Here is a 24,772-nt window from a genome sequence, read left to right on the forward strand (position 1 = left end):
ACTTTTGCTGTCCTTAAGCCAAGCCTACAACTGTAATCAGTATATCGATCAGCTTAATGGCGATAAACGGCGCAATCACCCCACCTAAGCCGTAAATTAAGATATTGCGTTGGAGTAGCTGATTCGCTGTCAGCGGTCTAAACCGCACACCCTTTAATGCCAAGGGAATCAAAGCAGGAATAATCAAAGCATTATAAATTAGCGCTGATAGTACAGCAGATTTAGGGCTAGTCAAATTCATAATATTCAGGCTTTGCAGGTTAGCAGCGACAAATATCACTGGGATAATTGCAAAGTATTTAGCAATATCATTAGCGATAGAAAATGTCGTTAATGCTCCACGAGTAATCAACAATTGTTTGCCAATATTAATGATATCGATCAGCTTTGTGGGATCGGAGTCTAAATCGACCATGTTGGCGGCTTCTTTGGCAGCTTGCGTTCCTGTATTCATAGCAACGCCGACGTTAGCTTGGGCTAATGCTGGAGCATCATTAGTCCCATCTCCTGTCATGGCAACCAGTTTGCCTGCTGCTTGTTCCTTTTTAATAACACTGATTTTGTCTTCTGGTGTAGCTTCAGCAATGAAGTCATCAACCCCAGCTTCTCTGGCAATGACAGAAGCAGTAATTCGGTTATCGCCAGTTAGCATGATGGTACTCACTCCCATCCGTCGCAGTTGCTCAAAGCGATCGCGAATACCAGGTTTAACTATATCTTTGAGATAAATAATCCCATAGATTTCGTTATCGAGGCTAACTGCTAGGGGTGTACCTCCCAGGTGAGAAACTCGTTCATAGGCAGCATCCAGTTCTGGCGGATTACGTCCGTTGCGGGAACGGACAAATCCTTTAATGGCTTCTACTGCTCCCTTCCTCGCCTCATACCCACCAGGTAAATTAGTACCACTCATGCGTGTTTTGGCAGAAAAATCGACTCCTTCTGCTTGGTTGGAGTCAAAATCAAACCGTGCGCCTAACTTTTCTGCCAGTCGGACAATGGATTTACCTTCTGGCGTATTGTCAAAGACACTAGCCGCCCAGGCAACGTTAGCAATTTCCGACATTGAATGACCGTTGATGGGAATAAACTCTTCCGCTAAACGGTTGCCGAGGGTAATTGTACCTGTCTTGTCGAGAACTAAAGTGTTGACATCACCACATGCTTCGACTGCTCGTCCGGAAGTAGCAATGACGTTAAATTGAGCAACTCGATCCATACCAGCAATGCCGATGGTACTTAGCAAGCCGCCAATGGTTGTAGGAATCAATGCCACTAATAGGGCAATCAAAATTGGCACGCTGACTGGACTATTGACATAGTATGCAAGTGCGGGCAGAGTTACCACGACTAACAAAAATACTAAGCTCAGAACTGCCAGCAATACTGTCAGGGCAATTTCATTGGGTGTTTTACTCCGTTCTGCCCCTTCCACCAAGGCAATCATCCGGTCAATAAAGCCTTTGCCTGGGTCAGTAGTAATGCGGATAATTAGTTCATCTGAGATAATCCGCGTCCCGCCAGTGACGGAACTAGAAACGTCGGAGCCTGATTCTTTTAAGACTGGTGCGGATTCTCCAGTAATTGCCGATTCATCCACTGAGGCGACACCCATAACTACTTCGCCATCAGCGGGGATGATATCGCCAGCAACAACGTAGATGGTATCGCCCTGTTTGAGGCTGGTGGATGAAATTTCACTAATTGTGCCGTCAGGAGCAAGTTTTTTAGCGATCGTTTCTGATTTCGTTAACCGCAAGGCATCGGCTTGGGCTTTACCCCGTCCTTCTGCCAATGCTTCGGCAAAATTGGCAAACCAAACTGTAAAGAATAAAATCCCCGACAATAAACCGTTGAAAAGTTGCGGGTTCTTTTGCAGGGCTGGACCAAATAGGTTGGGATCGATTGTCAGCAATAAGGTGATGATTGTCCCCACCCAAACCACAAATATCACTGGATTTTTAATTGCATACTTAGGGTTGAGCTTGACAAAAGCATCTCTAATTGCCCTTAAGTACAGCCACTTATTACTTGCCCTGGTCTTTTTACGTTCTTGGCGGCGATCGCCAGAACGAGAATTTGGGCGTCTAGCTTTGGAGTTAGTTGCCACTGGATTAATAAATAAAGTTAGGAGTTAGAAGTTAGGAGTTAGGAGTTAGGGGTTAGGAGTTAGCCCGGATTTCTCACTCATAGTTTGGGGGGTGTGGGAGGTTAGGAGTAGCGCTGCCAAGGTGAGTCTTGTATTCATTACTAGCTCAGAACTTGGAAGTTGAGCTTCTGAAGTCAGAATTTTCAAAATTCTAAAAGAACAAGTGAAAATTTTGTTTGAACGAATATGAAATTCAAGCTACACATAAATTTGACATGCTTAGAGTTAGGAGTTATTGGGAACTTCCAATGAAAAAAAGATCCAACCTGTAGAATGCCTAATGCACCTTCATCAGATGGTGCATTACGTTATCGCTAACACCGCAACGCGCTGGCTCTCCTACGAAACCGGATAATTTATTTTTTGGTATTCTCTGAATTGCAAACTAATAACTAATAACTCATAAATTTTCTAACTGCCAGATGCTAGTTTTAAACCCTCTGCTATGGGGCCTAAAGCTAGAACGGGAAAGAAAGTCAACACTCCTAAAACCAGTGTCACTCCAGCCGTGATACCGGTAAATACCAGAGAATCTGTTCTTAGGGTAGCAGGGGTTTCGGGGACTGGTTGTTTGCGAGACATGCCGTCAGCTAAGAGTAGGATGGCAATTATCGGAATGTAGCGTCCTCCTATTAAGCTAACTAAAGTACTCAAGTTCCACCATAGGGTGTTATCTCCCAACCCCTCTAAGCCGGAGCCATTATTTGCTGCTGCTGAGGCGTATTCATAAACTACTTGGGAAATGCCGTGATAGCCAGGGTTGCTAATTCCAGATAGGGAGATGGGATAAGCCAAGGCGATCGCACTGGGAATCAAAACTAGAATTGGATGAATCAACAACACTACGCTGGCAAGGACGATTTCCCGCTTTTCAATTTTGCGTCCTAAAAACTCTGGGGTGCGTCCTGCCATTAGTCCAGTTAGGAACACTGTGAGAATTAAGTAAATAAATAAGTAAGCTGTTCCAGTTCCCTGACCACCCCAGATAACCTGGATAAACAAGTTAAAGAGGGTCGAAAATAATCCTGATGGCATCAAAGAATCATGCATCCCATTCACCGCACCAGACATAGTAGCGGTAGTCATCACTGCCCAAAATGACGTTTGTACCCAGCCAAATCGAACTTCTTTACCCTCTAAATTGGGTTGTTCTAATCCAAAGGCGTTATTAACCAGGGGATTACCTTGCAGTTCTCCCACGGCTGTCACTCCCACCAGAACTACAAAAATTACAAACACCATCCAGAAAAGTAGCCAAGCTTGTTTGATGTTGTTAGCAAATATACCGTAGGTGTAAATCAAAGCGGCGGGTATAGAAATCATGGCGATCATTTCTATCAAGTTAGAAGCGCCATTAGGATTTTCAAAGGGGTGAGCTGAGTTTACGCCAAAAAAACCTCCGCCGTTCTCGCCCAAAAGTTTGATCATTTCAAAGGATGCCACCGGGCCTCTGGCAAGATATTGCGTCCCGCCTTCTAAGGTTGTCACATCCATAGTCTTAGCTAATGTTTGTGGTACACCTGCGATAAGCAAGGCGATCGCGCCAATAATCGAAATCGGTAGCAATATTCGCGTAATTCCACGCACGATATCGACGTAAAAGTTACCCAACTTTCTACCAGTCAACCCGCGAATAAAGGCAATTCCCACAGATAAACCGGTAGCTGCGGAGGTGAACATCAAAAAGCCTAAAGCCGCTACCTGGCTAAAATAGCTCAAGGTTGTCTCACCAGCATAATGTTGCTGGTCGGTATTGGTAACAAATGAAATCGTTGTGTGTAGCAATACATCCCAGGTGGGCGCACCGAAGCCGTTTGGATTCCAGGGTAAGAGTCTCTGAAAATATATCAAAAAATATACTGAAATCCCCATGACAAGGTTAGTAACAAGTACAGCCCGGATATACTGCGAACCTGTCATATCATCCTTCCTCCGAACACCCGCAAGTACGAACATACTTCGCTCTATGGGGTTCATTAAAAAATCAAGCAGTGTTCTTTCTCCCAAGAAGACACGCGCTATGTATTTTCCGAATAGTGGAGTGATTGCTATCACAATACACAGCGTTAAGCTAATTTGCAAAAAACCTTGTCCCATATATCTTGCGCTAAATTAAATTTAAGTGCTAGCAAGCCAATTCTTAGAAATAACAGATTTAAGGATTTACTATTTTCAGTTATTACTATTTTCCAGATACTTGTTAAAGTTTTTGTTAAGAATATTTAATTTTTACTCTTAATTCATCTATCTCAACTAGTTAGGATTATTTGTTTATACAATACATTTTCAAAGTTTGCTACTTTCAAAGAATATAAATATCCCAGAGGATTTTCTTAATGGGATTAGGGATTAGGAAGATTGTGGTATATACCCTGCTCCTTGTGGGCAAATACCCAGTCTCCAGTTCCCAGTCTCCTTTCCTGCATCTGGATAATCGTAATTTTCGGGTTAATTCTCAAAGTTGGCGTTTGCAGATATAGATTACAGATAGATCATAATTGGTGAATTAAATAGTTATCCAGATTGTATAGTCACGATTTTTTAGTAAATCATAAATGACGATGTTAAGTCGATTATTGACTATGAAAGAACCTATAAATGAACGTAGGGAGATATATGGGCTAATAGCGATCGCTTTTGCGATCGTTATAGTCTTGGAATATTTGACACCACCTGAGTACGTATTTGGCTACCTCTACACAGGAACGATTTTATTAGCAGATTCTCGATTGAATCGGAAAGCAGTATTGGGGATCACTCTTGCCGCTACAGGATTAACATTGTTGAATTTGTTTGTCCCTGGAGGAGAAATAATTGATCCCCCAACGTTGTCAAATCGGCTGATTGCAGTATTGGCGTTGATGGTAACGGGTTGGTTAAGTGACCGCAACCACCGCAATGAAGAAGCGATCGCTTATACCCAAGCACAATTACGCTCCCAAGAACAACTGGCTACCATGCGTGAAGATTTTGTTTCTACCCTAACGCATGATTTGAAAACACCCCTATTAGGAGCAATTGAAACGCTGAAATATTTTCAAAATGAGCAATTTGGTGAAATCACACCAATACAAGCAAAAGTCCTACAAACAATGGCTCGTAGTCATCGCAGTACACTGCAATTAGTCCAAACACTTTTAGATGTATACCGCAATGATACTGAAGGGCTGAAACTACAGATATCACCAGTTAACTTGGTGACTGTGGCGGAGGAGATCATCGCTACCCTGACCGAACTAGCGAGAACACGTCAGGTTTATATTTCTCTGCACTATGGCGAATCAGATTTTCGGAGCTTTCTTTGGGTAAATGGCGATTCTTTGCAACTTGGGCGAGTCTTCACCAATCTCCTGAGTAATGGCATTAACCATACCCCTCGTGGCGGTAAAGTGGAAGTAGTATTTGAAGGTTATTCTAGCGATCAAGTGGTAAAAATACTCGATACTGGTTCCGGCATTACCGAAAAAGAGTTACCCCACTTATTTGAGAGATTTTATCAAGGAAATAGCGATCGCCACGTTTCCGGATCTGGGCTAGGGCTTTATTTGACCAGACAAATTATTACTGCTCATGGGGGTACAATTTGGGCAGAGAATCGTTCACCACGAGGCGCACTATTTGGTTTTCGACTCCCAGCTTGTCCACCACCGAGAGTTGAGGAGTGAGCAGGGGAGGCAGGGGAGCAGGGGGAGCAGGGGAGCAGAGGGAGCAGGGGAGCAGGGGAGAATAATAATGCCCAATAACAAATGACAAATGACAAATGACAAATGACAAATGACAAATGACAAATGACAAATGACCAATGACCAATGACAAATGACAAAAATCTTACTAGTTGAAGATGATGAATTATTTCGGCTTGGTCTACGGATGCGGTTGCAACAAGAAACCAGTTTGGAGATTGTCGCAGAAGCAGAAGATGGGGAACAAGCTGTAGAATTGGCAAATCGCTATCCTCTAGATTTGGTCTTGCTGGATATAGGTTTACCAGGAATTGGCGGGATTGAGGCTTGCCGTCAAATCAAGCAGAAGCACCCAAATTTACCAATTCTCGTTTTAACATCTCGTTCTGAAAAACCCCTGATTTCGCGGTTAATTGCCGCCGGTGCCCAAGGTTACTGCCTTAAAGGTATTCCTGCTGAGTCTTTAATATTGGCAGTGCGATCGGTTGCAGCGGGCGCTTCTTGGTGGGATCAAACAGCAACAACTGAAATTAGAGCCGCTTTTGAAGGCAACTCTATGGCGGTGCAGTCGACAAAAACTGACGAAGCCTTAGAAAATCCCTTAACGAAGCGGGAACAAGAAATTTTGGCACTGGTAGCGGCTGGCAAAAGCAATCAAGAAATTGCTGAGATACTCTACATTGCTCCTGGTACAGTGCGGGTTCATGTCCATGCTATTTTACAGAAACTAGAAGTACGCGATCGCACTCAAGCCGCAGTCTTAGCTATCCAAAAAGGATTGGTAGCACCAGAATTGTTGATTAATTAGATTTATTTGTCATTTGTCATTTGTCATTTGTCATTGGGCATTGGTCATTATTATTCTCCCCCTGCTCCCCTGCTCCCCTGCTCCCCTGCTCCCCTGCTCCCTCTGCTCCCTAATCCCCAATCCCCAATCCATTTTCCGATTTTGAAAATTGTGATGAGATATCAGGTTGCTCTATGGGAATTTCGATCGCAAACTCTGCTCCTTTGCCAACATCTGAGGTACAAGTAATATTTCCTCGGTGTTTTTGCACGATAATCTGATAGCTAATGGATAATCCTAGTCCACTACCTTTACCCACTGGTTTTGTTGTAAAAAATGGGTCAAATAAACGCGATCGCAACGACTCTTCTATACCAAGACCATTATCAGCGATCGCAATTTTGACCATATTCAAATCTGTCACCTCTGTATGAATCCTAATTTGGGGAGTAGTGAGTAGTGAGTAGGGAGTAGAAGATTGATTCCCCATTCCCCATTCCCCATTCCCCATTCCCTCTTCTATTGCATCAATAGCATTATTCAACAGATGCATAAATACTTGGTTTAGTTCACTTGCATAACAAGTGACTAGGGGTAAGTTACCATAATCTTTTACTACAATAATTGCCGGACGTTCAGCTACTTCCCTGAGCCGATGTTGTAACATCACTAAAGTATTTTCGATGTCTTCATGGATATTTACCCGCTTCATCTCTGCTTCATCATGTCGAGAGAAGTGTTGTAGCGCCAGTACAATTTCCCGAATGCGATCAGAACCCCTATACATTGCACCTATCAGGCTTTGCAGATCCTTAATCATAAAATTCAGGTCTACGTCTTTGGCTATTTGCTGAATTTTTGGTGTGGGTTTGGGATATTCCTGTTGATAAACCTCAATAATATTCACTAGGTCTTGCACATATTGACCAGCATATTGGAGATTCCCATAAATAAAACTGATAGGGTTATTAATCTCATGGGCCAGTCCAGCCACTAACTGTCCCAGGGCCACCATCTTTTCGTTCTGAATTTGTTGAACTTGAGAGGCTTTCAAGTCGTCAAGGGCCTGTTGGAGTAAAAAGTTTTTTTCTTGTAGTTTAACTTGGAGCAAACGTAAATTAATCTGATTTTCAATTCGCAATACCACCTCTGCCCCATGAAAAGGTTTTGCAATATAATCTACACCACCAACATCAAAGGCTTTTACCTTATCTACAACATCATCCAGGGCACTAATAAAAATTACTGGAACTTCACAAGTTTTATCATCAGCTTTCAACTGTTGACAAACTTGATAGCCATCCATATCTGGCATATTGATATCCAGCAAAATCACATCAGGCAAAACCATTTGACACGCAGTCAGTGCCATTTTCCCGTTTAAGGCTTTGCGAACTTCAAAGCCTTGTGCAGTCAACATTGCCGATAAAAGCCGCAAATTATCTGGGGTATCATCGACCACCAGAATATTTCTTTTATTATGGTTAGTTTGATTAAAATGCATTATTATCAAAAGCTAGGCGTATTATTATTGAGCTTAGTAAATGATTATTTGAAGTCACCTGAAGTTTGTTGACCAATTTCACCGAAATACTTATATTTATAGTTTAACTCCCACGGTGTCTGGAGAGTTTTACAGACTATCAAAGCTATGTAATTAGAGAGCGTTGTGAACCGAATAATCTGCTTACAGAAGTATAGTAGATAGCACGCGCAGATTATTTAACCGAGCGTCAACAATGAAACTTTTCTCAGGTAGTACTTGATAGCTACCATTGAGGTGCTGAGGCAATAAACTTAAGAACCAATTGTTGTTCTATGGGTTGAGAAAACAGATATCCTTGAGCAAAATTGCAGTTTAAACTTCTCAATTGGGTTAACTGTTCTTCTGTTTCGACACCTTCAGCGATCGCAATCATCCCCATTGAGTTGGCAATGCCAATCATTGCTGGTACTAACCCCATATTCTCTTTGTTCTCCTGCATACGTTTGACGAAAGATTTATCAATTTTTAGTGCATTTAAAGGAAAGCTGTGCAGGTAACTCAAAGAGGAATATCCTGTACCAAAATCATCCATAATCAACTTGATTTTTCGTTGCTTTAGTTGCTTAAGAATTATTTTAATAGCATTAGTATTTTCCATAATTACGCTTTCTGTAATTTCTAATTCTAAATATGCAGGATTTATTTTATTTTCATAAATTATTCGGTCAATTTGTTCTACTAAATTGGGCTGTAAAAATAACCGCGCACTCAAATTGACACTCATAGTGAGGGGTTCTGGTGTCACTGGATGATGTTGCCAGATGCTTAATTGACGACAAGCTGACTGTAATACCCAAGTATTGATGGCATTAATTAAACCTGTTTCTTCTGCTACAGGAATAAATTCTGTGGGAGAAATCAGACCACGAATCGGATGTTGCCAGCGTACCAAAGCTTCAAATCCAGAGATTCTGCCTGTAGTAAGAGAAATAATTGGTTGATAGTAAACAAGAAATTCTTGTCTTTCGACAGCCCTTCGCAGGTCATTTTCTAACTCTAAAAGCTGAATAGCTTCCTGATGCATCGCTGGATTGAAAACGTGATATTTTGCTCTCCCTTGTGCCTTAGCTCGATACATTGCCGTATCAGCATCTCGCAGCAAATACTCTGGGCGATCGTAATCTTTATTGCCCCAACTAATACCAATACTGGCATTCATAAATACTTCATATCTTGACAGATTAAAAGCAAGTGATAGCTGTTGCATAATCCGTTCCGCAACTTGGATTGCTATGTTGATATCTGTGATATTTTCTAGGAGAATTCCAAATTCGTCCCCGCCCAATCGTGCTAAAGTATCAATAGGGATCAGACATGCTTGCAGGCGACGAGCGATGGCAATCAGCAATTCATCTCCCACCAGATGACCAAGGGAATCGTTGACAACTTTGAAGCGATCGCAGTCCAAAAAAAGTACTGCAAACTGATAATTAGATTCTTGCTTGGCTCGATTGAGGGCATTTTCTAGTCGCCTGATAAATAAAACTCGGTTTGGTAATCCAGTCAGCGAATCATGCAGCGCTATATCTAACAGTTGACTTTGCAATTTTTGGCGGGAATTTATTTCTTGCTGGAGTTTTTGTAGAGCTTTTTCTAGCTCTCCAGTCCGCTGTTTTACTCGATGTTCCAGTTCGACATTTAGTTTCAATATTTCTAATCGCGCCGACCTCAATGCCAGTTGATTTTGCACGCGCACTAAAACTTCCTGAAACTCAAAAGGTTTGGTGATGTAGTCTACACCACCCACTTTAAAGGCTTTAACTTTATCAAAAACATCATCCAAAGCACTAATAAAAATTACCGGAATATCTGCTGTTAGATCCCAAGCTTTAAAGGTCTGACAAATTTCATAGCCATCTACTTCTGGCATCATAATATCGAGTAGAATCAAATCCGGTAATAGTGTTTGAGTGGCTGTCAGTGCCATTTGCCAATTCAAAGCTTTACGAACGTTATACCCTTCCCTTGTCAATATGGAGGATAAAACCCGGAGGTTATCCGCCATATCGTCAATGATCAAAATATCTTTTTTATCAGGGTCTAAATGCTCGTAATTCATTCTACGTTTGTTCTAGTCAATTCCATGATTTTCTCAAACTGGTAGTTATTTGCTAAATCCTTAAGAACTTGGAAAACTTGATGACTATCTGATGGAATTTGCTTGAGTAACTCTAAAATCAGTTCATCGCTACAGCTAGCTGCGGCATAATGGATCTGTTGAAGCCACTCAGGTGGCATTTGTGATAAATGGCTCATGAGTTCGGCAACACTGACAAACATCTGTGTAGCTTGCTCGACAACTGCTGTGTTTGTAGTTTCTATTTGGTTGGTATACTTTACACCCAGATGTTGGCTCAGTTTTTCCAATAATACTTCCTGTGTGAATGGCTTGCGAATAAAATCATCGCAACCAATGGACAAAATTTTCTGGCGTTCTTCCTCAAAGGCGCTAGCAGTTAGGGCAATAATAATCGTATCTGTATTGGAGCAACCCTGCATTGCTCCAGAGAAATCGCAAGGGGAAGCTAAGGCTGTTGGCGTCCACGATCGCAAATTGGACACACCAGAAGCATCATTTCCCATAACACCAGTAGCTTCTTCTGTGTGAGACGCTTTGCGTACAACTTGAAGCATCTCGCTGTCGCCTGAATCAGTTAATCCTCCCGCAATTCCCTGGCTCCCCGATGACGCCAGTTGTTTCAATTTTGGGAACTTCCGCAACTTACTGGCTCCCCGATGCCCTATTTGTTTAGCTTTAATCATTCTTGTCGCTTCGTAACCGTCCATCACCGGCATTCGCATATCCATAAAAATCAAGTGTGGTTGCCAAGATTCCCAATTAGCGATCGCTTCACTCCCATTTGTAGCTTCTTTAACTTCAAAGCTCAAAGATGTAAGAATTTTAACTAGCAACATACGGCTTTCTTTGGAGTCGTCAACTACTAAGATCCGATATGCTTTTTCAGTAGATGCTAAAGCTAGAATTCTCGATTTTATGTGGTTTGTCGGAATTTCTCTAGGGCAAGTTAGAGCAATCTGAATATCAAAGGCAAATGTACTACCAATACCAGGCATACTGCTGACAGTAATATCTCCTCCCATCAGTTGCACGTATTTGCGGCTAATTGCTAAACCTAGTCCCGTCCCTTGCTGTGATTTTTTGCCGATTTCGGTTTGCTCAAAAGCCTCAAACAGCAAGTCAATTTCTTGTGGGGTAATACCACAGCCAGTGTCTTGAACCTCGAAGATTAGGGATTGGGGATTGGGGATTAGGGATTGGGAAGAGACTTCTTCAATAATTCCCCCTTGTGCTTGATTCCCAGTCCCCAGTCCCCAGTCCCCAGTCCCCAAACCCCAGTCCCCAGCCCCCAGTTTCACCCGTAGTATCACCGTCCCTATATCAGTAAATTTGATGGCATTTCCCAAGAGGTTGATCAAGACTTGACACAGTTTATTTTCGTCTGTTTCTATATATTTAGGAATATCTTGTGTATATTCAAACCGTAATTCTAAGTTTTTAGATGCAGCACGCAAGTGAAACAACTCTTCTAAGTTCTTCAACAGATGAATCAAGTCAAAGCTGCTGCGATTTAATGTGATTCTGCCAGCTTCGATTTTGGACATTTCTAGAATGTCGTTAATTAAGTTGAGTAGGTGTTCGCCAGCACGATTAATAATTGCCAAGTTTTCTTGATGTTCGCTAGATAGCGAATAATCTCGGCTCATGAATTGGGTGAAACCAAGAATGGCGTTGAGTGGAGTACGTAGTTCGTGGCTCATGTTAGCCAGGAATTCGCTTTTGGCGAGGTTGGCAGCGGCGCTTCGAGCCGCTTCCCGAACAGCTGCTTGTTGTTCCTGTGCAGCTATTTCTTGCGATTGAATCAGTTCTTCTTGGGTAGTTTGCAGTTGCTCAATAACTTGCTGAAACTCTTCAGTACGTTTTTTTACTTGAGCCTCTAAGGTGCGATTGTATTCTGCTAATAACTTTTCTGTTTGTTTGCGTTGGGTAATATCAAAAAATGTGGCGATCGCAAAAGCCAGATTTCCCGATTCATCATAGATGGGTTTTCCCAAAACTTCAATGGGAATAATCTTGTCACCACAGCGAATTTCCATATCATCAACCCTGGTGCTTTCCCCAAGCAATGCTCTCAAAACGGGCATCCGATCGCTGGGATAAAGTTGATCTGTCCCGACAAGGTAAGCTTGATACACCTCTGATAATTTTTCGGTACTAACTTCTGCGATCGCTCCTTGACCAAGAATTTGCTGCCCAATTTGATTTGTATAATAAGGTTCCCCTTCAGCATCTATGATAAATACACCGACCGGCATGGCTTCTAAAAACTGATTCAGCCGACTCTGACTCTGAGATAACGCCTCATTTAAGACTTGCATTTGGGCATTCTTGGCTTCCAAAGTACTAAAGGATGCTTGGAGTTGCTTTGCCATAGTTTCAAATGACTTGGCTAGTTCCCCAAGTTCATCGGAACGCTGAATTTCTGGTGTTTGCTCCCATTCACCTTTAGCAATTTTCTTCGCTGATGTGTTTAATTGTAAAATCGGCTTAATTACCCAGCGAGCAGTCAAAATTCCAATTCTTGTAGCTACTACAAAAGCAACTATGCACAGCAAAATAGTGATTCGGGTGTTGGCGTTAATTTGTTCCATAAATTCGCCTTCAGGAATCACCGCCACGATTAGCCAATCTAAACCCAGTTCGTCTTTCCAGCTTTTTACCTGCACAAAATAATGCATTCCATCGGCGGTAAAGGTTAGCTGTTGTTTCCCCACAACGAATCCAAGGCTGTCAAAGCGTTTGATCAAAGATTGTGTTGTGAGTCTAATTAAAGAATTTTGACTATCTAATGCTGATCTACGTTTTACTTCACCATTAATGATGGTATATGGTGGCTCACTAGTAGAAGAAGCCACTATTAACCCAGAACGCTCTAAAATAAAAGTTCTACCTGACTTGTTGGCATTTAATTTGGCTAAAAAGTTGCCGATTTGTGATAATATCAAATCGACACCAATCACCCCAATAAGTTGATTAGTTTTATCGTAAACAGGATAGCTGGAAGATATTGATAAAATTTCTGGTTTATCTTCCCATTGATAAATTTTACTCCAGACGGGTTTGCCACTCTTGACTGCATCGGCATACCACGCTTCTACACGAGGATCATAATTTTTGACTTGCTGAAGCTGGCGGCGATTCCCTTTCCGGTCTGAATTGTAAATATAAAGTTTCCCGATGCCATGCTTTTCGGTAACTTCATTAATTAAGAGCGTGCCATTATCTAAACGTTCAATACCGATAAATTCACCTTTGGGGTTGGCAAAATTGTTGTAGCCAACATTAAAAACCTGCATTTGTTTCCAAAAGTAATTTCCGGTGGTTTCAAAATCAGAAAGGTTGAGCAAACCTAGCTCAACCGCATCTAAGTTAATTTGATTTATTTGTTTCGGAGTTATTAAATAACTATCAAGATGTTGTTCAATGCGATCGCAGATTTCATTTTCTAATTGAGTAGCAAGCTCCTTTACCGCTTTTTGACCGTTTTGATACGAAAGATAGCCCACAAGTCCTACCGCCCCAAAAATTTGCAATATAAAGGGCACAATCAGAACATACCTCAGAGGCATCTTGGCATAAACTTTGCCAACTAAGCGATTAATAGATTTGACTGGCTGAAGTTTGGATAACATTGTTGTTTAATTCTTCCCCAACATATACTAGGGGCATTTTTGCCATATTAGCTACATTTCTAACTCAGCATAATTACGGCATATCTTCGCTTTCGCGATGATATTTCTACATTTATAGTATAAAAAAACACTAAAATACTTCTTTGACTGGCTAAGTACCTCCAACGCCTAATTTTTAAACTTTGCGTAGGCATAGCCCATCGTAGACATCGACTAAGTTGGGCGGATATGCCATTGCACCTGAATTTGCTCAGTTTTAGCTGGCAATGTGTCCACAGATTTTCTCGGATGAACTGAAATTTAACCGATAAGCTACAGTATGCCATTCTAAAATTCAGGTCGCCATTAGCACCCAATCCTAAATTTAATTTTTAATTGCTGATGTTTTGATTTCCCGGTCTTAAAACCTCTGGACTCGTACAAAAACTTATATTTAACTACAACAATTTTAAAATTTTCATGCAAACGCACACTATAAACAAAAAAAATCCAAGAAAATTTACTTTGTATTTTTTATTATGAAGAAATGTTAACTTTGTTATGGAAGTATGTCAATTGCATCGCCGATTTGTAAAATTTTTCCAGTTGAGGATGGGGGTAATTGGGTATTGACACTCAATCTGTAAAAATGATTAAAAGGCGATGAAGCAACCCAATTTGGCAGAGTTGCTTGTCGCTGGGTTGCAAAGATTTTTTGAAAGTTTGGGTAAGCTTCTCCTAAGTAAGAATCGCGTGTTGGGACTATACAACGCTGACATGGGTTAATCCCAAGAAGGTGAACATCTCCCACTCGAAAGGAGACAACATTACCTTGTTCACCAAATAGCTGATCTTCCCAAAATGCTGGTACACCACCAATCTCAATATTGGCACGCATTCGACGGCGCATTTCATCCACACTTAAACCGGGAAACCAAGAAGCTACTTCTGCCAAAGTTGCTGTACTAATTACCGTTGGGCCTAATGAGTTTGTATCGTCAGGAAAACCCATCAGAGAGTTTTGTCTCAAGATGACAGAAAACTCAAAAAAGTCACTCAAAGTTGCTTCTAATGTTTGCCGTTCCTCATCCAGATGAAAAATTTGTTGTGAGTCGCTGTCTGGGATTTGCAACGAGATGGTTCTATTTAAGAGTGCAAATTGCGCCCTTAGTAAATGGATTTTAGCATGACGCTTGCCATTTACAAATCTACCCTGTTCGTCAAAAATGGCAAACTCGCGGTCATGCTGTAATGCGCCACTGGCAAGAACTCTAGCGTTCTCAACTTCAACACCATCCAGTGACTTAACTGGATACAGTAAGATATTTGCTAGGTAAGGCGTCATAGCAATTTCGGATTTTGGGTCGTAAGCGCAACTTAGATTTTGGATTAAAGATTGGTGATTTAGTAGTCGCCAATCTAAAATCTAAAATTTTTTTGTTACTTGTAGCGTTTCTTGCTCAGGAACGAAAGCTATTACTACATAAGAGTTTTTGTGTATATTGTGCGAATGAGAACCAGTATATCCATTTGCTAATTATGGATATACTGGCGATTTATCTATCCCTCCAACATGATTTAGAGGCCAGAAGCGAACTACAGCACGTCCAATAATATTCTGGCGGGGGACAACACCCCAGCAGCGGCTATCGTAACTACTGTTACGATTATCACCTAGTACTAAATATGAATCTGCTGGTATGGTCTGGGGTTTTGCTAAAAAAGGTGGCTGCGGCCCTGATTGGCAAACATCAATGACTGTGCTTTGACCAGAACTGAGGTAATTTGCTTCTGGGAGGGGTTTGTCGTTGATATAGACTTTGCCATTCCTAAGTTGGATTTTTTCTCCAGGTAAAGCGATTATACGTTTAATAAAAGCATCGTGGTATTGTTCTTTTTGGAGTTCTGCCGTAGGTGAAAATACTACGATATCCCCACGTTGCGGGTCAGCAAATTTATACTTCAACTTATCGACAATGATTTTGTCTGCCTCCCACTGGTTTGGCGTACCATGCAGAGTTGGTTCCATCGATCCAGAAGGAATCCAGCGTGCTTCCGCAACAAAGGTACGAATTCCCAGAGCTAGAACAATGCTTAAGACAATTGTTCTACCTAGCTCTGCGATCCAGGAATTATCGGGTTGTTGACTAGAGTTGTTATCAGACACTTGATTTTGCATGAAATTACTGAACTGAACGAAAAATGTAGGTAATTAACTCGCCTAGTGAAACTTTATCTGTTAATCTTAACGGGAAAATTTTAATTTCCTATTCATGTTTGCATCTTGACTACCAATTTTAGATTGTGGATTTTAGATTTGGGATTAGAGTGTTTTTTCTAGGTCATGATTCGCCTCTGGCAGGTGAAACTAATGTAAAATACCCAAGCCTCATCTTTTCCAGGATACGGTCAATCCAAAATCCAAAATTGATTGACGGGGTTCTTCATAAATTAAAAATAAACTTTTTTTTAACGTGCGGCAAAAATTGGTTACTCTGATCGCGAATAAGTTTAACCTAAAAGCATAGTTCTCTGTAATACATAGCTCCCTGTTTAAACAAAGTTAATCCTATGTCATCTCCAAAAAGTTTACTGATTCGCCGCGCTCGCATAATCTTACCCAATGGTGAACTGATGATTGGGGATGTGTTGACGCGCGATCGCCAAATAGTCGAAGTTGCGCCAGAAATCTCCGAAATACCACTAGCCACTGAAGTTGACGCAGAAGGGTTAACTTTGTTGCCAGGAGTTATTGATCCGCAAGTGCATTTCCGGGAACCTGGACTAGAATACAAGGAAGATTTATTTACCGCCAGTTGTGCTTGTGCTAAAGGGGGAGTCACTTCCTTTTTAGAAATGCCCAATACACGTCCCCTGACAACGACACAGCAGGCTTTAAATGACAAGCTAGAACGTGCCTCACAAAAGTGCTTGGTTAATTATGGGTTTTTTATTGGGGCAACACCAGAGAATTTACCAGATTTGCTTTTAGCAAAACCAACACCAGGAATTAAGATTTTCATGGGGTCGATGCATGGTCAATTGCTAGTTGATGGTGAAACAGCCCTCTCTGCAATATTTGCCAAAGGCGATCGCTTGATTGCCGTTCATGCCGAAGACCAAGCTAGAATTAACCAACGCCGCCAAGAATTTGCCAACATTCACGATCCAGCCGTTCACTCCCAAATTCAAGATGATCAAGCCGCTTTACTGGCAACCCAACTAGCATTAAAACTTTCTCAAAAATATCAACGTCGTCTGCATATTCTGCATCTGTCAACAGCGCTGGAAGCAGATTTGCTGCGTCAGGAAAAACCGAGTTGGGTGACAGCAGAGGTAACGCCACAACATTTGTTGTTGAATACCAGTGCATATCAGGAGATTGGTACTTTAGCACAGATGAATCCACCTTTGCGATCGCCCCACGACAACGAAGTTCTCTGGCAAGCTTTGCGCGATGGCGTGATTGATTTCATCGCTACAGATCACGCGCCCCACACCTTAGAAGAAAAAGCTCAAGAATACCCCAATACTCCTTCGGGAATGCCTGGGGTGGAAACTTCCCTCGCATTGATGTTAACTGCGGCGATGGAGGGAAAGTGTACTGTTGCTCAAGTTGTGAACTGGATGTCTAAGAATGTGGCTGTAGCTTATGGTATTCCCAATAAGGGAGCGATCGCACCTGGTTACGACGCCGATTTAGTGCTTGTAGATTTAAACACATACCGCCCAGTCCGGCGCGAGGAACTTTTAACCAAATGCCATTGGAGTCCCTTTGAAGGCTGGAACCTCACTGGCTGGGCTAAAACCACCATAGTCGGCGGTGAGATTGTTTATGACAAAGGCCAGGTAAATACGCAAGTGCGGGGTCAAGCTTTAACTTTCTTGTAGCAAATATTTATTTAAGCTTACGTAGTAGACAAAGAAATATACATCAAAGCCATACTTGAACGGACAAGATTTTCATCTATCCAGAGTCAAGACTAGACCAATGCGGTTTGGTTAAGGCTAAAAGACGAAAATCATTGTTTTTCCTCCTTTACCCTTTTAACCAAAGGATATTGACTTGTCGCTGTATCAAAAATTGCAACTTGAAACCCTGAATTTATTTATAAGTGTCTCAAGTCAAATCTTCAACAAGCATAGAAATAATCAAGGAGAATTGCTATGTCCTTCAAAATTTTGGCTTTAGACGGTGGCGGTATTCGTGGAATCGTTGCAGCACGAATACTTCAACAAGTAGAACAAGAAATTAGAAATCAGGGAAAAGGAAACTTCTTACACGAATACTTTGACCTGATTGCTGGCACTTCTACCGGTTCAATATTAGCAGGAGGGATTGCTGTAGGAAAAGGGAGTGATGAGCTAATTAAACTGTATAGAGATCGGGGTAAAGATATATTCCCACCGGATAGAAAAGATCGCTACAAAAACTTTCCGTCCATCATCAAATCAATTATTGATGTATTTTCCGAATCTAAATATTCTCATGATGGAATTACTAATGTCCTCAAAGATGCCTATAAATCCACAAGAATAAAGGATATTGAAAACCCCATTATTTTGATTCTTGCTTACGATACGCTATATCGAAATACAACCTTTTTTACAAATTGTCATCCCGATTTAGGAGATAGATGGTACGACGACTGTTGTTTATGGGAAATATGTACTGCTTCTGCCTCAGCGCCCACTTTTTTCCCACCATATAAATTAGAACCTGTAGATAAACAAAAATTTGGTGATTGGGAATTCCCACATATTGATGGAGGAATTTCTGCTAATAACCCGGCTCTCGCAGCTTTGAGTCTAGTTATGAGGATTAGTCAGTCTTCAGTCTCTCCAACAATCAAGCAAAAATATAAGCTAGATAATCTGCGATTGGAAGATATTTCTATCCTTTCTATTGGTACAGGTCAAACTGGTGAACCATATCAATATAACCAAATAAGCAAATGGAGAGGCTTCGACTGGGTAAAAAATCTGACTAACATTTTTATGGAACCTACATCTGAGATTGATAGTACGATTTGCCGACAAATCATGGGTGGATACGATTCTAAACGTTATTTACGTCTTCAGTTTGACTTAAATGAGACATTTAAACCCAAGCCAAAAGAGACTTATAAAGATCCTCGCATTGTATTACCTCCAGAATATCGAAAAAATCGATTTACAGGGGAAAAAGTCAGTGAAGAAATAGATAACACTACTTCCGAGATTCTTCAGCAGTTAATAGATACTACCTCTGCATTTATTGATCAAGGTCTTACGTACTATACCAGAGACGATTCCGGTTCTCCGATAAAAAAAGCGATCGCCTCTTTCATTAAAGATAACTAGTGCATCCACGTAGGCATATTAACGTTAATTAATTTAGGATAAAACATCTCGTATTTTTACAGAAATTATCGTAAAAATACGAGATGTTTTAGTTAATATGTTCTTAACATCAGTGCTAATTACAGATGTGAATATAAAAATTTGTTGCTAGTTAAAATTATTAAAATTAGTTTTACAGATTTATAAACTAGTTTATTTTTTGTATAGATTATCAACCTAACTTGGGAATACTAAGTGTAAGGGAAGTTAGAGGACTTATACAGAATTGATTATTGTTTAACTTTTCTCTGCTAGCTTTCGCTGCTAAATAATTCAGATTGCTTCTCCAAATGACAGTAGGGAAATAATCTGGTTTAACCAAGCTGACTAAATTCTGTAAAAACTCTCATTTAACCCAACAACAGTTTATTTACACTTGCTTGATTCGTACACCAAGCATCTAAATCAGTTTTTAACTGCTTATTACAGCAAGAAAGCTACTAGATGCTAATCCTGAATATATATCCCGTTTAGTTAAGAATTGCTGTAGGTTCAATACTATTCGGATAAGATTCCCCCCTGGATTGACTTCTTTTTTAAGGGGGTGAAGGGGAAAATAGTCTCCCTTTTTAAAGAGAGCCAGTGCGTTGCAAACTTTCCCAAATTTATAGTAACCGGCGTCGGCTTTGCTGACTGCCAATTTTAGATTGAAGAAAAGTCGATTTGAGATTTTTGGGTTGAGATAACAATGTTAGTAACTTATAGTGGTGAGCGTGGTAGTGGCAGATAGGACGAGTGTGGAATTATCCCTCAACTATTTGCAGAAATTTTTTAGTATTGCGATCAAAAAATTAAATCGCGGCAATAACTTTGCTAATGGCACAATTGAATGGTATTAGTTCGACTTGACGAGTGCCCCCATGCTCATAAGTCAAACTTACGCTTAGATAACTATCTGGCTTGTAGGGCAATCGTTCCGCCCATTCAACTGCCACAATTCCTGGTATGACTTCAACACCTTCCCAGTAAATTTCTAAATTCAGGGCTGCAACTTCTTGTGGTTCTAAGCGATATAAATCCAGGTGGTAAAGGGGGAGGCGTCCTTCCGTGTACTCATTAATTAGCGTGAAAGTTGGACTAACAATCGGTTCAGCAATTCCCAAACCTTTGCCAATGCCTTGAACTAGGGTAGTTTTACCAGCACCTAAATCACCTTCTAGTAGAATTACAGTGCCAGGGGTCAGGGATTCACCAAGAGTAATACCTAAGCGTAGCGTCGCCTCTGTATCTGCAAGAAAAGTTTTCATAATTAGTCATTAGTCATTGGTCATTGGTCATTGGTCATTGGTCATTGGTCATTGGTCATTGGTCATTAGTCATTAGTCATTGGTCATTAGTCATTAGTCATTGGTCATTGGTCATTGGTCATTGGTCATTGGTCATTGGTCATTGGTCATTGGTCATTGGTCATTGGTCATTGGTCATTTAACTATTTTTCATTTTCCGTGATGGCCTCTACCGTACCACCGCAATAACACTTGTGCTAGTTTCTGGGGATTGTGACGTACAAAACCCATTTCATCTTCATACAAAACATTAGCTGGAATAATTCTTCGCCCTAGCTGAATTACCGGAGAGGCGGATTTTTTAGAGATGTCTAAGAGAAATAGCTGAATGATAGCTGTCTTTTCTGAAATGTTTGTTATCTTACACTAGAATTCGTAGCAAAAACACCAAATTCTTGGACAGTCGTTGGTTGTTCTTTCATATCCTCTTATACGTTTCTGAGCTATAGCCATAAATTTTACTAGAGATTTTTAGCAAATTTTGCGACCTTAATTGAATCAGTGAATGCTGATCTAGATGCAGTAAAGAGTGCTTATCCGAACCGCATTGATGTAAAAGGGACTGAGGATTGTGTTTTCACTGCACAAGTGTTACTGGGAAAGTGCATTTATGATATACCCAAGATAGATGTAATAGTATTTAATATGTGCTAATAACTCAATACTACCAACCGTAGGATTGAAAATTAGTATTTTTCTACATAAAATTAAAAATCTAAAATAAAAAATTGGACATACTGATGGTTAGGAGTGTTAGAGTTTCAGGAAATTCACCGGAACTTTTCAGCGGGTATTCATGCTGAAGAAACTACAAAAAAAGCAGATTTCGATAATTGCGGGTGCGGCACTGTTTGCCTTTTTAGCCGGGGCAATGGTATCAGCACCAGAGATTGGCAAATCCCTTGGACAATGGCTCAAACTGAGTCAGAATCAAGCAGAGTCAACATCAGAGGCTAGCATTGCCCAATCAGCGGTCTTTCCACTGATATCACAATCGCTGCCAGAACGGGCGACAAAACTAGCAGCGATCGCCCAAGAATCGCGATCGCCAGACCGGAATCGCGCTCGTTATCTGTTGGCGAGTGATTATATTGAAAGAACCCAAGCGCAAAAAGCCCTGGCTTTACTTCAAGGATTAGAGAAAGACTATCCTGTTCTCGCGCCTTATATTTTGCTGAAACAAGCCCAGGCAGAAGATATGCTGGGTGAGGATGGCAAGGCTTCGGATCTGAGGCAAAGTGTGCTGAGACTGTATCCCAAAGAAGCGGCCACAGTAAAAGCGCTATATCTGATTGCCCAGCCAAAGCAACAAGAAACAGCGATCGCTCAATTTCCTTCCAATCCTCTAACTTGGGAAATTATCCGCAAACGTTTACAAGAAAATCCCAATCAGCCACAATTACAGTTGATATTGGCTAAATATGCCTACGATCAACCAGGCATAGTGGGCGTTTTAGATCAGCTAGTAAAACAGCCGAATCTCAAACCCGAAGACTGGGAAATCATTGGTACAAGCTATTGGGAAAATAGTCAATTTCTCAAAGCAGGTAATGCTTATGCCAAAGCACCTAAAACACCGCGCAACCTCTACCGTACTGCACGGGGGTTACAAGTAGGAGGCAAAGATCGAGAAAAAGCGATCGCTACTTATAAACAATTAGTCCAACAATTTCCAAATACCGAAGAAACTGGAACTGCCCTACTGCGGTTAGCAGAAACCGCAAAAACAGGTAAAGAAGGCTTACCTTATCTTGATCAGGTAATTAGTAAATTTCCGAAACAAGCTGGTACTGCACTGGTACAAAAAGCCAAAACTCTCCAAACCCTCAAGGATCAAAAATCAGCCAGCGCGGCGTTGCAATTACTCATAGCCAAATACGGCAATTCTGATGAAGCCGCAGAATACCGCTGGAAAATAGCCACAGATAAAGCCAAAGCCAAAGATTACGTCGGGGCTTGGCAATGGGCAGAACCAATTGTCACCAACAATCCCAACAGTATTTTGGCTCCAAGAGCCGGCTTTTGGGTAGGGAAATGGGCAGCTTCACTAGGCAAACAGCAGGAGTCTAAAACTGCTTATGAGTATGTGATTAGTCAGTTTCCCTACTCTTACTATGCATGGCGATCGGCGACGATGTTGGGGTTGAATGTCGGCAACTTTGACAACGTGCGTGTCATGAACCCAGAAGTAATCACACCCCAGCGCCCATTACCACCTGCTGGTTCTGAAACTTTCAAAGAATTGTATCTGCTGGGTCAAGACCGTGATGCCTGGTTACAATGGCAAACAGAATTTCAAAACAAAGTTCAGCCAACGGTAGCAGAGCAATTTACTGAAGGGTTGATCCGGCTGGCCAGGGGAGAAAATCTCATCGGAATTGACAAAATTTCTAAATTGGAAGACCGAGAAATACCAGCTGAACAAACCCAATACGAGACTCTAAGTAAACAAATCATCTACTGGCAAGCCCGTTATCCATTCCCCTATTTTCGAGAAATTCAAAAGTGGTCTACTGAGCGTCAACTCAATCCTCTGCTAGTAACTGCTCTGATGCGTCAAGAGTCACGGTTTGAACCAAAAATCAAATCTGTGGCTGATGCTACTGGCTTAATGCAGGTGTTGCCGAGTACAGCTAAATGGATCGCTCCACAAATCAAAGTGGATTTCAAAACAATAAGTCTAGAAAATCCCAACGATAACATCATGATGGGTACATGGTATTTGGATCATACCCATGAGCAATATAACAATAATTCTTTGCTCGCGATCGCTAGTTACAATGCTGGCCCCGGTAATGTCTCCAAATGGCTGCAAACTCTAACTACACAAGATCCAGATGAGTTTGTTGAAGAAATTCCCTTTGATGAAACCAAAAATTATGTACGTCAAGTATTTGGCAACTACTGGAATTATCTGAGGCTTTACAACCCTGAGATTTCTGGCATCGTAGCAAAATATTCGACTACACACCCGAAACTACCGACGCAGTGATTTTGCTGTTTGACGGTAGAAAGGAGGTGAGGGGCTGGGGGAGATTAATAACTCCCTACCAGTACCCAGCACTCCTGAATTCTGTTTGATAAATTTCTTCATTGCTAATCAGCAACTCATTGCAAAAATCTGTTCAGCCGTTAAGGGAATGTTCGGAAACAATCTAGAATCAATTCGATCCTGCCCTCGAAACACCTTTGGGGGTAAATACTCTCCATCTTCAAGTTGGTAGATTGTAATGGTTGGCTGCTTGGGAGAGCCAATGAACCGAATGCCACCAAAAGCAGCATAGTCTACAATTATGTACTCGAAAACGCCCAAGTCCTTATATTCAGCAAGTTTTGTCAAATAGTCGTCCTTCCAGTTATTGCTAACGACCTCAATGATTCCGGCTGGTGGAATATATGCAGCAGCAGAACTAGAGATAGTTTTCATCCTCTGCCATTCAATTCTTGCAAATATGACAATATCTGCTTTCCGGCTTTTTTCCTTTTCTCCTGGTGCTATTTTGAGCCGAACCTGCTTGGACTGGCGCGACACAGAAGGCAGGTCATTTTCTTGACATTGATTTTCTAAGTAAGCACACAGTCGCTCGATCAAATCTTCATGATTTGCATTTGGTTCTGATAATGGCACGGGAATCCCATCCAATAGCTCAAACTCTCTGCCTGAACCATCGTCCCAGGCAAGAAATTCTTCAAAAGTCAGTGGTTGTGTGACGGTTGCGTACATCGCCCTCGCTCCCTTGCTGACGGGTACTTCACTCAATGCTACCAAGATGTACGGCTTTGTCTATGAGTCCTGGCTGATTTTCCTGCCGTAGTTCTGAAACAACGCCTTGAGGTTGGGTAATGGAAGGCGATGTCTACGACAGGCTACGCCTACGCAATTGGTGAGTGTAGTGCGATCGCTTTTAAGTTGAGTTATCGAACAGAATTCAGGAGTCAGGAGTCAGAATGGGCTAAACGCCCCGCTACCGCTAACAGCAATGTTTTCTGTATGACTGACGGTGCTTCGCAGCGTTAGCGAGTCTGCGAGCGTCTGAATAATCGGGTTTAAAACCCCCACCAAATTTTCAATTTGGTGGTCTTCAATTCCTGCGCCGATCTGAATCCCCGACTGATAGCGTTCGCTTTTAGCGTCTCGTAGAGAAACGTTAGCGAGTCATCGAGCGTCGCGTCTTGATTCTGACTCCTGTTAGCGATAGCGGGGCGTTTAGCCCATTCTGACTTCTGAATTCTTCTTCAATTATCAGG

15 protein-coding genes are annotated in these 24,772 nt (G+C 41.5%); 6 read left to right on the plus strand and 9 right to left on the minus strand.

Annotated features, from left to right (window positions below; genetic code table 11):
• Nucleotides 1–13: 13 nt before the first annotated feature.
• Both kdpB and kdpA read right to left on the minus strand, forming a co-directional pair.
• Nucleotides 14–2,119, minus strand: coding sequence for a potassium-transporting ATPase subunit KdpB (gene kdpB, locus ACWATR_RS06535; protein WP_460340242.1), 2,106 nt, complete (start codon nt 2,117–2,119; stop codon nt 14–16).
• Between the two features lie 441 nt (nt 2,120–2,560).
• Nucleotides 2,561–4,246, minus strand: coding sequence for a potassium-transporting ATPase subunit KdpA (gene kdpA / locus ACWATR_RS06540; RefSeq protein ID WP_460330627.1), 1,686 nt, complete (start codon nt 4,244–4,246; stop codon nt 2,561–2,563).
• 464 nt (nt 4,247–4,710) lie between these two features.
• Here kdpA and ACWATR_RS06545 point away from each other — a divergent pair, with 464 nt between their 5' ends.
• A complete protein-coding gene (locus ACWATR_RS06545; RefSeq protein ID WP_460330630.1) occupies nt 4,711–5,814 on the plus strand; it encodes a sensor histidine kinase in 1,104 nt (367 codons plus the stop codon).
• A 151-nt stretch (nt 5,815–5,965) separates the two neighbouring features.
• Nucleotides 5,966–6,640 carry a response regulator transcription factor gene (locus ACWATR_RS06550; RefSeq protein ID WP_460330633.1) on the plus strand — a complete coding sequence of 225 codons (675 nt, stop codon included), beginning with the start codon at nt 5,966–5,968 and terminating at the stop codon, nt 6,638–6,640.
• 109 nt (nt 6,641–6,749) lie between these two features.
• On the opposite strand, the gene ACWATR_RS06555 is transcribed toward ACWATR_RS06550, so the two are convergent.
• From ACWATR_RS06555 to lepB, 5 genes are all read right to left on the minus strand, one after another.
• Nucleotides 6,750–8,123, minus strand: a complete 1,374-nt coding sequence (locus ACWATR_RS06555) for a hybrid sensor histidine kinase/response regulator (protein ID WP_460330636.1) — start codon at nt 8,121–8,123, stop codon at nt 6,750–6,752.
• Nucleotides 8,124–8,388: 265 nt separating this feature from the next.
• Nucleotides 8,389–10,224, minus strand: a complete 1,836-nt coding sequence (locus ACWATR_RS06560; protein ID WP_460330638.1) for a GGDEF/EAL domain-containing response regulator — start codon at nt 10,222–10,224, stop codon at nt 8,389–8,391.
• Entirely contained in the window at nt 10,221–13,877 is a 3,657-nt protein-coding gene (locus ACWATR_RS06565) for an ATP-binding protein (RefSeq protein WP_460330641.1), read from the minus strand. Before ACWATR_RS06565 ends, ACWATR_RS06560 begins: the two co-directional genes overlap by 4 nt.
• Nucleotides 13,878–14,415: 538 nt before the next feature.
• Nucleotides 14,416–15,201 (minus strand): MOSC domain-containing protein, encoded by a 786-nt coding sequence (locus ACWATR_RS06570; protein WP_460330644.1) that lies wholly within the window; start codon nt 15,199–15,201, stop codon nt 14,416–14,418.
• A gap of 192 nt (nt 15,202–15,393) precedes the next feature.
• Nucleotides 15,394–16,035 (minus strand): signal peptidase I, encoded by a 642-nt coding sequence (gene lepB / locus ACWATR_RS06575; protein ID WP_181931016.1) that lies wholly within the window; start codon nt 16,033–16,035, stop codon nt 15,394–15,396.
• A gap of 392 nt (nt 16,036–16,427) precedes the next feature.
• Here lepB and ACWATR_RS06580 point away from each other — a divergent pair, with 392 nt between their 5' ends.
• Nucleotides 16,428–17,747, plus strand: a complete 1,320-nt coding sequence (locus tag ACWATR_RS06580; protein ID WP_460330647.1) for a dihydroorotase — start codon at nt 16,428–16,430, stop codon at nt 17,745–17,747.
• Between the two features lie 276 nt (nt 17,748–18,023).
• Nucleotides 18,024–19,199, plus strand: coding sequence for a patatin-like phospholipase family protein (locus tag ACWATR_RS06585; protein WP_460330650.1), 1,176 nt, complete (start codon nt 18,024–18,026; stop codon nt 19,197–19,199).
• 830 nt (nt 19,200–20,029) lie between these two features.
• Here ACWATR_RS06585 and tsaE read toward each other — a convergent pair.
• Nucleotides 20,030–20,485: a tRNA (adenosine(37)-N6)-threonylcarbamoyltransferase complex ATPase subunit type 1 TsaE gene (gene tsaE / locus ACWATR_RS06590; RefSeq protein ID WP_069069829.1), complete on the minus strand. Its 456-nt coding sequence runs from the start codon at nt 20,483–20,485 to the stop codon at nt 20,030–20,032.
• Nucleotides 20,486–21,320: 835 nt separating this feature from the next.
• On the opposite strand from tsaE, the gene ACWATR_RS06595 reads away from it, so the two are divergent.
• Nucleotides 21,321–23,516 carry a lytic transglycosylase domain-containing protein gene (locus tag ACWATR_RS06595; RefSeq protein WP_460330654.1) on the plus strand — a complete coding sequence of 732 codons (2,196 nt, stop codon included), beginning with the start codon at nt 21,321–21,323 and terminating at the stop codon, nt 23,514–23,516.
• Between the two features lie 108 nt (nt 23,517–23,624).
• Here ACWATR_RS06595 and ACWATR_RS06600 read toward each other — a convergent pair whose 3' ends face one another.
• Nucleotides 23,625–24,248, minus strand: coding sequence for a Uma2 family endonuclease (locus ACWATR_RS06600; RefSeq protein ID WP_460330655.1), 624 nt, complete (start codon nt 24,246–24,248; stop codon nt 23,625–23,627).
• Nucleotides 24,249–24,377: 129 nt separating this feature from the next.
• Here ACWATR_RS06600 and ACWATR_RS06605 point away from each other — a divergent pair, with 129 nt between their 5' ends.
• Nucleotides 24,378–24,542 carry a hypothetical protein gene (locus ACWATR_RS06605; RefSeq protein WP_460330657.1) on the plus strand — a complete coding sequence of 55 codons (165 nt, stop codon included), beginning with the start codon at nt 24,378–24,380 and terminating at the stop codon, nt 24,540–24,542.
• The last annotated feature ends 230 nt before the right edge of the window (nt 24,543–24,772 follow it).

The sequence above is a fragment of the Nostoc sp. UIC 10890 genome (genome assembly GCF_054786515.1).

Bases quoted from the DNA above. Each gene is read 5' to 3' on its own strand.
- kdpA (WP_460330627.1), bottom strand. From the start codon at position 4,246: ATGGGACAAGGTTTTTTGCAAATTAGCTTAACGCTGTGTATTGTGATA.
- ACWATR_RS06545 (WP_460330630.1), top strand. From the start codon at position 4,711: ATGTTAAGTCGATTATTGACTATGAAAGAACCTATAAATGAACGTAGG.
- ACWATR_RS06550 (WP_460330633.1), top strand. From the start codon at position 5,966: ATGACAAAAATCTTACTAGTTGAAGATGATGAATTATTTCGGCTTGGT.
- ACWATR_RS06555 (WP_460330636.1), bottom strand. From the start codon at position 8,123: ATGCATTTTAATCAAACTAACCATAATAAAAGAAATATTCTGGTGGTC.
- ACWATR_RS06560 (WP_460330638.1), bottom strand. From the start codon at position 10,224: ATGAATTACGAGCATTTAGACCCTGATAAAAAAGATATTTTGATCATT.
- ACWATR_RS06565 (WP_460330641.1), bottom strand. From the start codon at position 13,877: ATGTTATCCAAACTTCAGCCAGTCAAATCTATTAATCGCTTAGTTGGC.
- ACWATR_RS06570 (WP_460330644.1), bottom strand. From the start codon at position 15,201: ATGACGCCTTACCTAGCAAATATCTTACTGTATCCAGTTAAGTCACTG.
- lepB (WP_181931016.1), bottom strand. From the start codon at position 16,035: ATGCAAAATCAAGTGTCTGATAACAACTCTAGTCAACAACCCGATAAT.
- ACWATR_RS06580 (WP_460330647.1), top strand. From the start codon at position 16,428: ATGTCATCTCCAAAAAGTTTACTGATTCGCCGCGCTCGCATAATCTTA.
- ACWATR_RS06585 (WP_460330650.1), top strand. From the start codon at position 18,024: ATGTCCTTCAAAATTTTGGCTTTAGACGGTGGCGGTATTCGTGGAATC.
- tsaE (WP_069069829.1), bottom strand. From the start codon at position 20,485: ATGAAAACTTTTCTTGCAGATACAGAGGCGACGCTACGCTTAGGTATT.
- ACWATR_RS06595 (WP_460330654.1), top strand. From the start codon at position 21,321: ATGCTGAAGAAACTACAAAAAAAGCAGATTTCGATAATTGCGGGTGCG.
- ACWATR_RS06600 (WP_460330655.1), bottom strand. From the start codon at position 24,248: ATGTACGCAACCGTCACACAACCACTGACTTTTGAAGAATTTCTTGCC.
- ACWATR_RS06605 (WP_460330657.1), top strand. From the start codon at position 24,378: ATGTCTACGACAGGCTACGCCTACGCAATTGGTGAGTGTAGTGCGATC.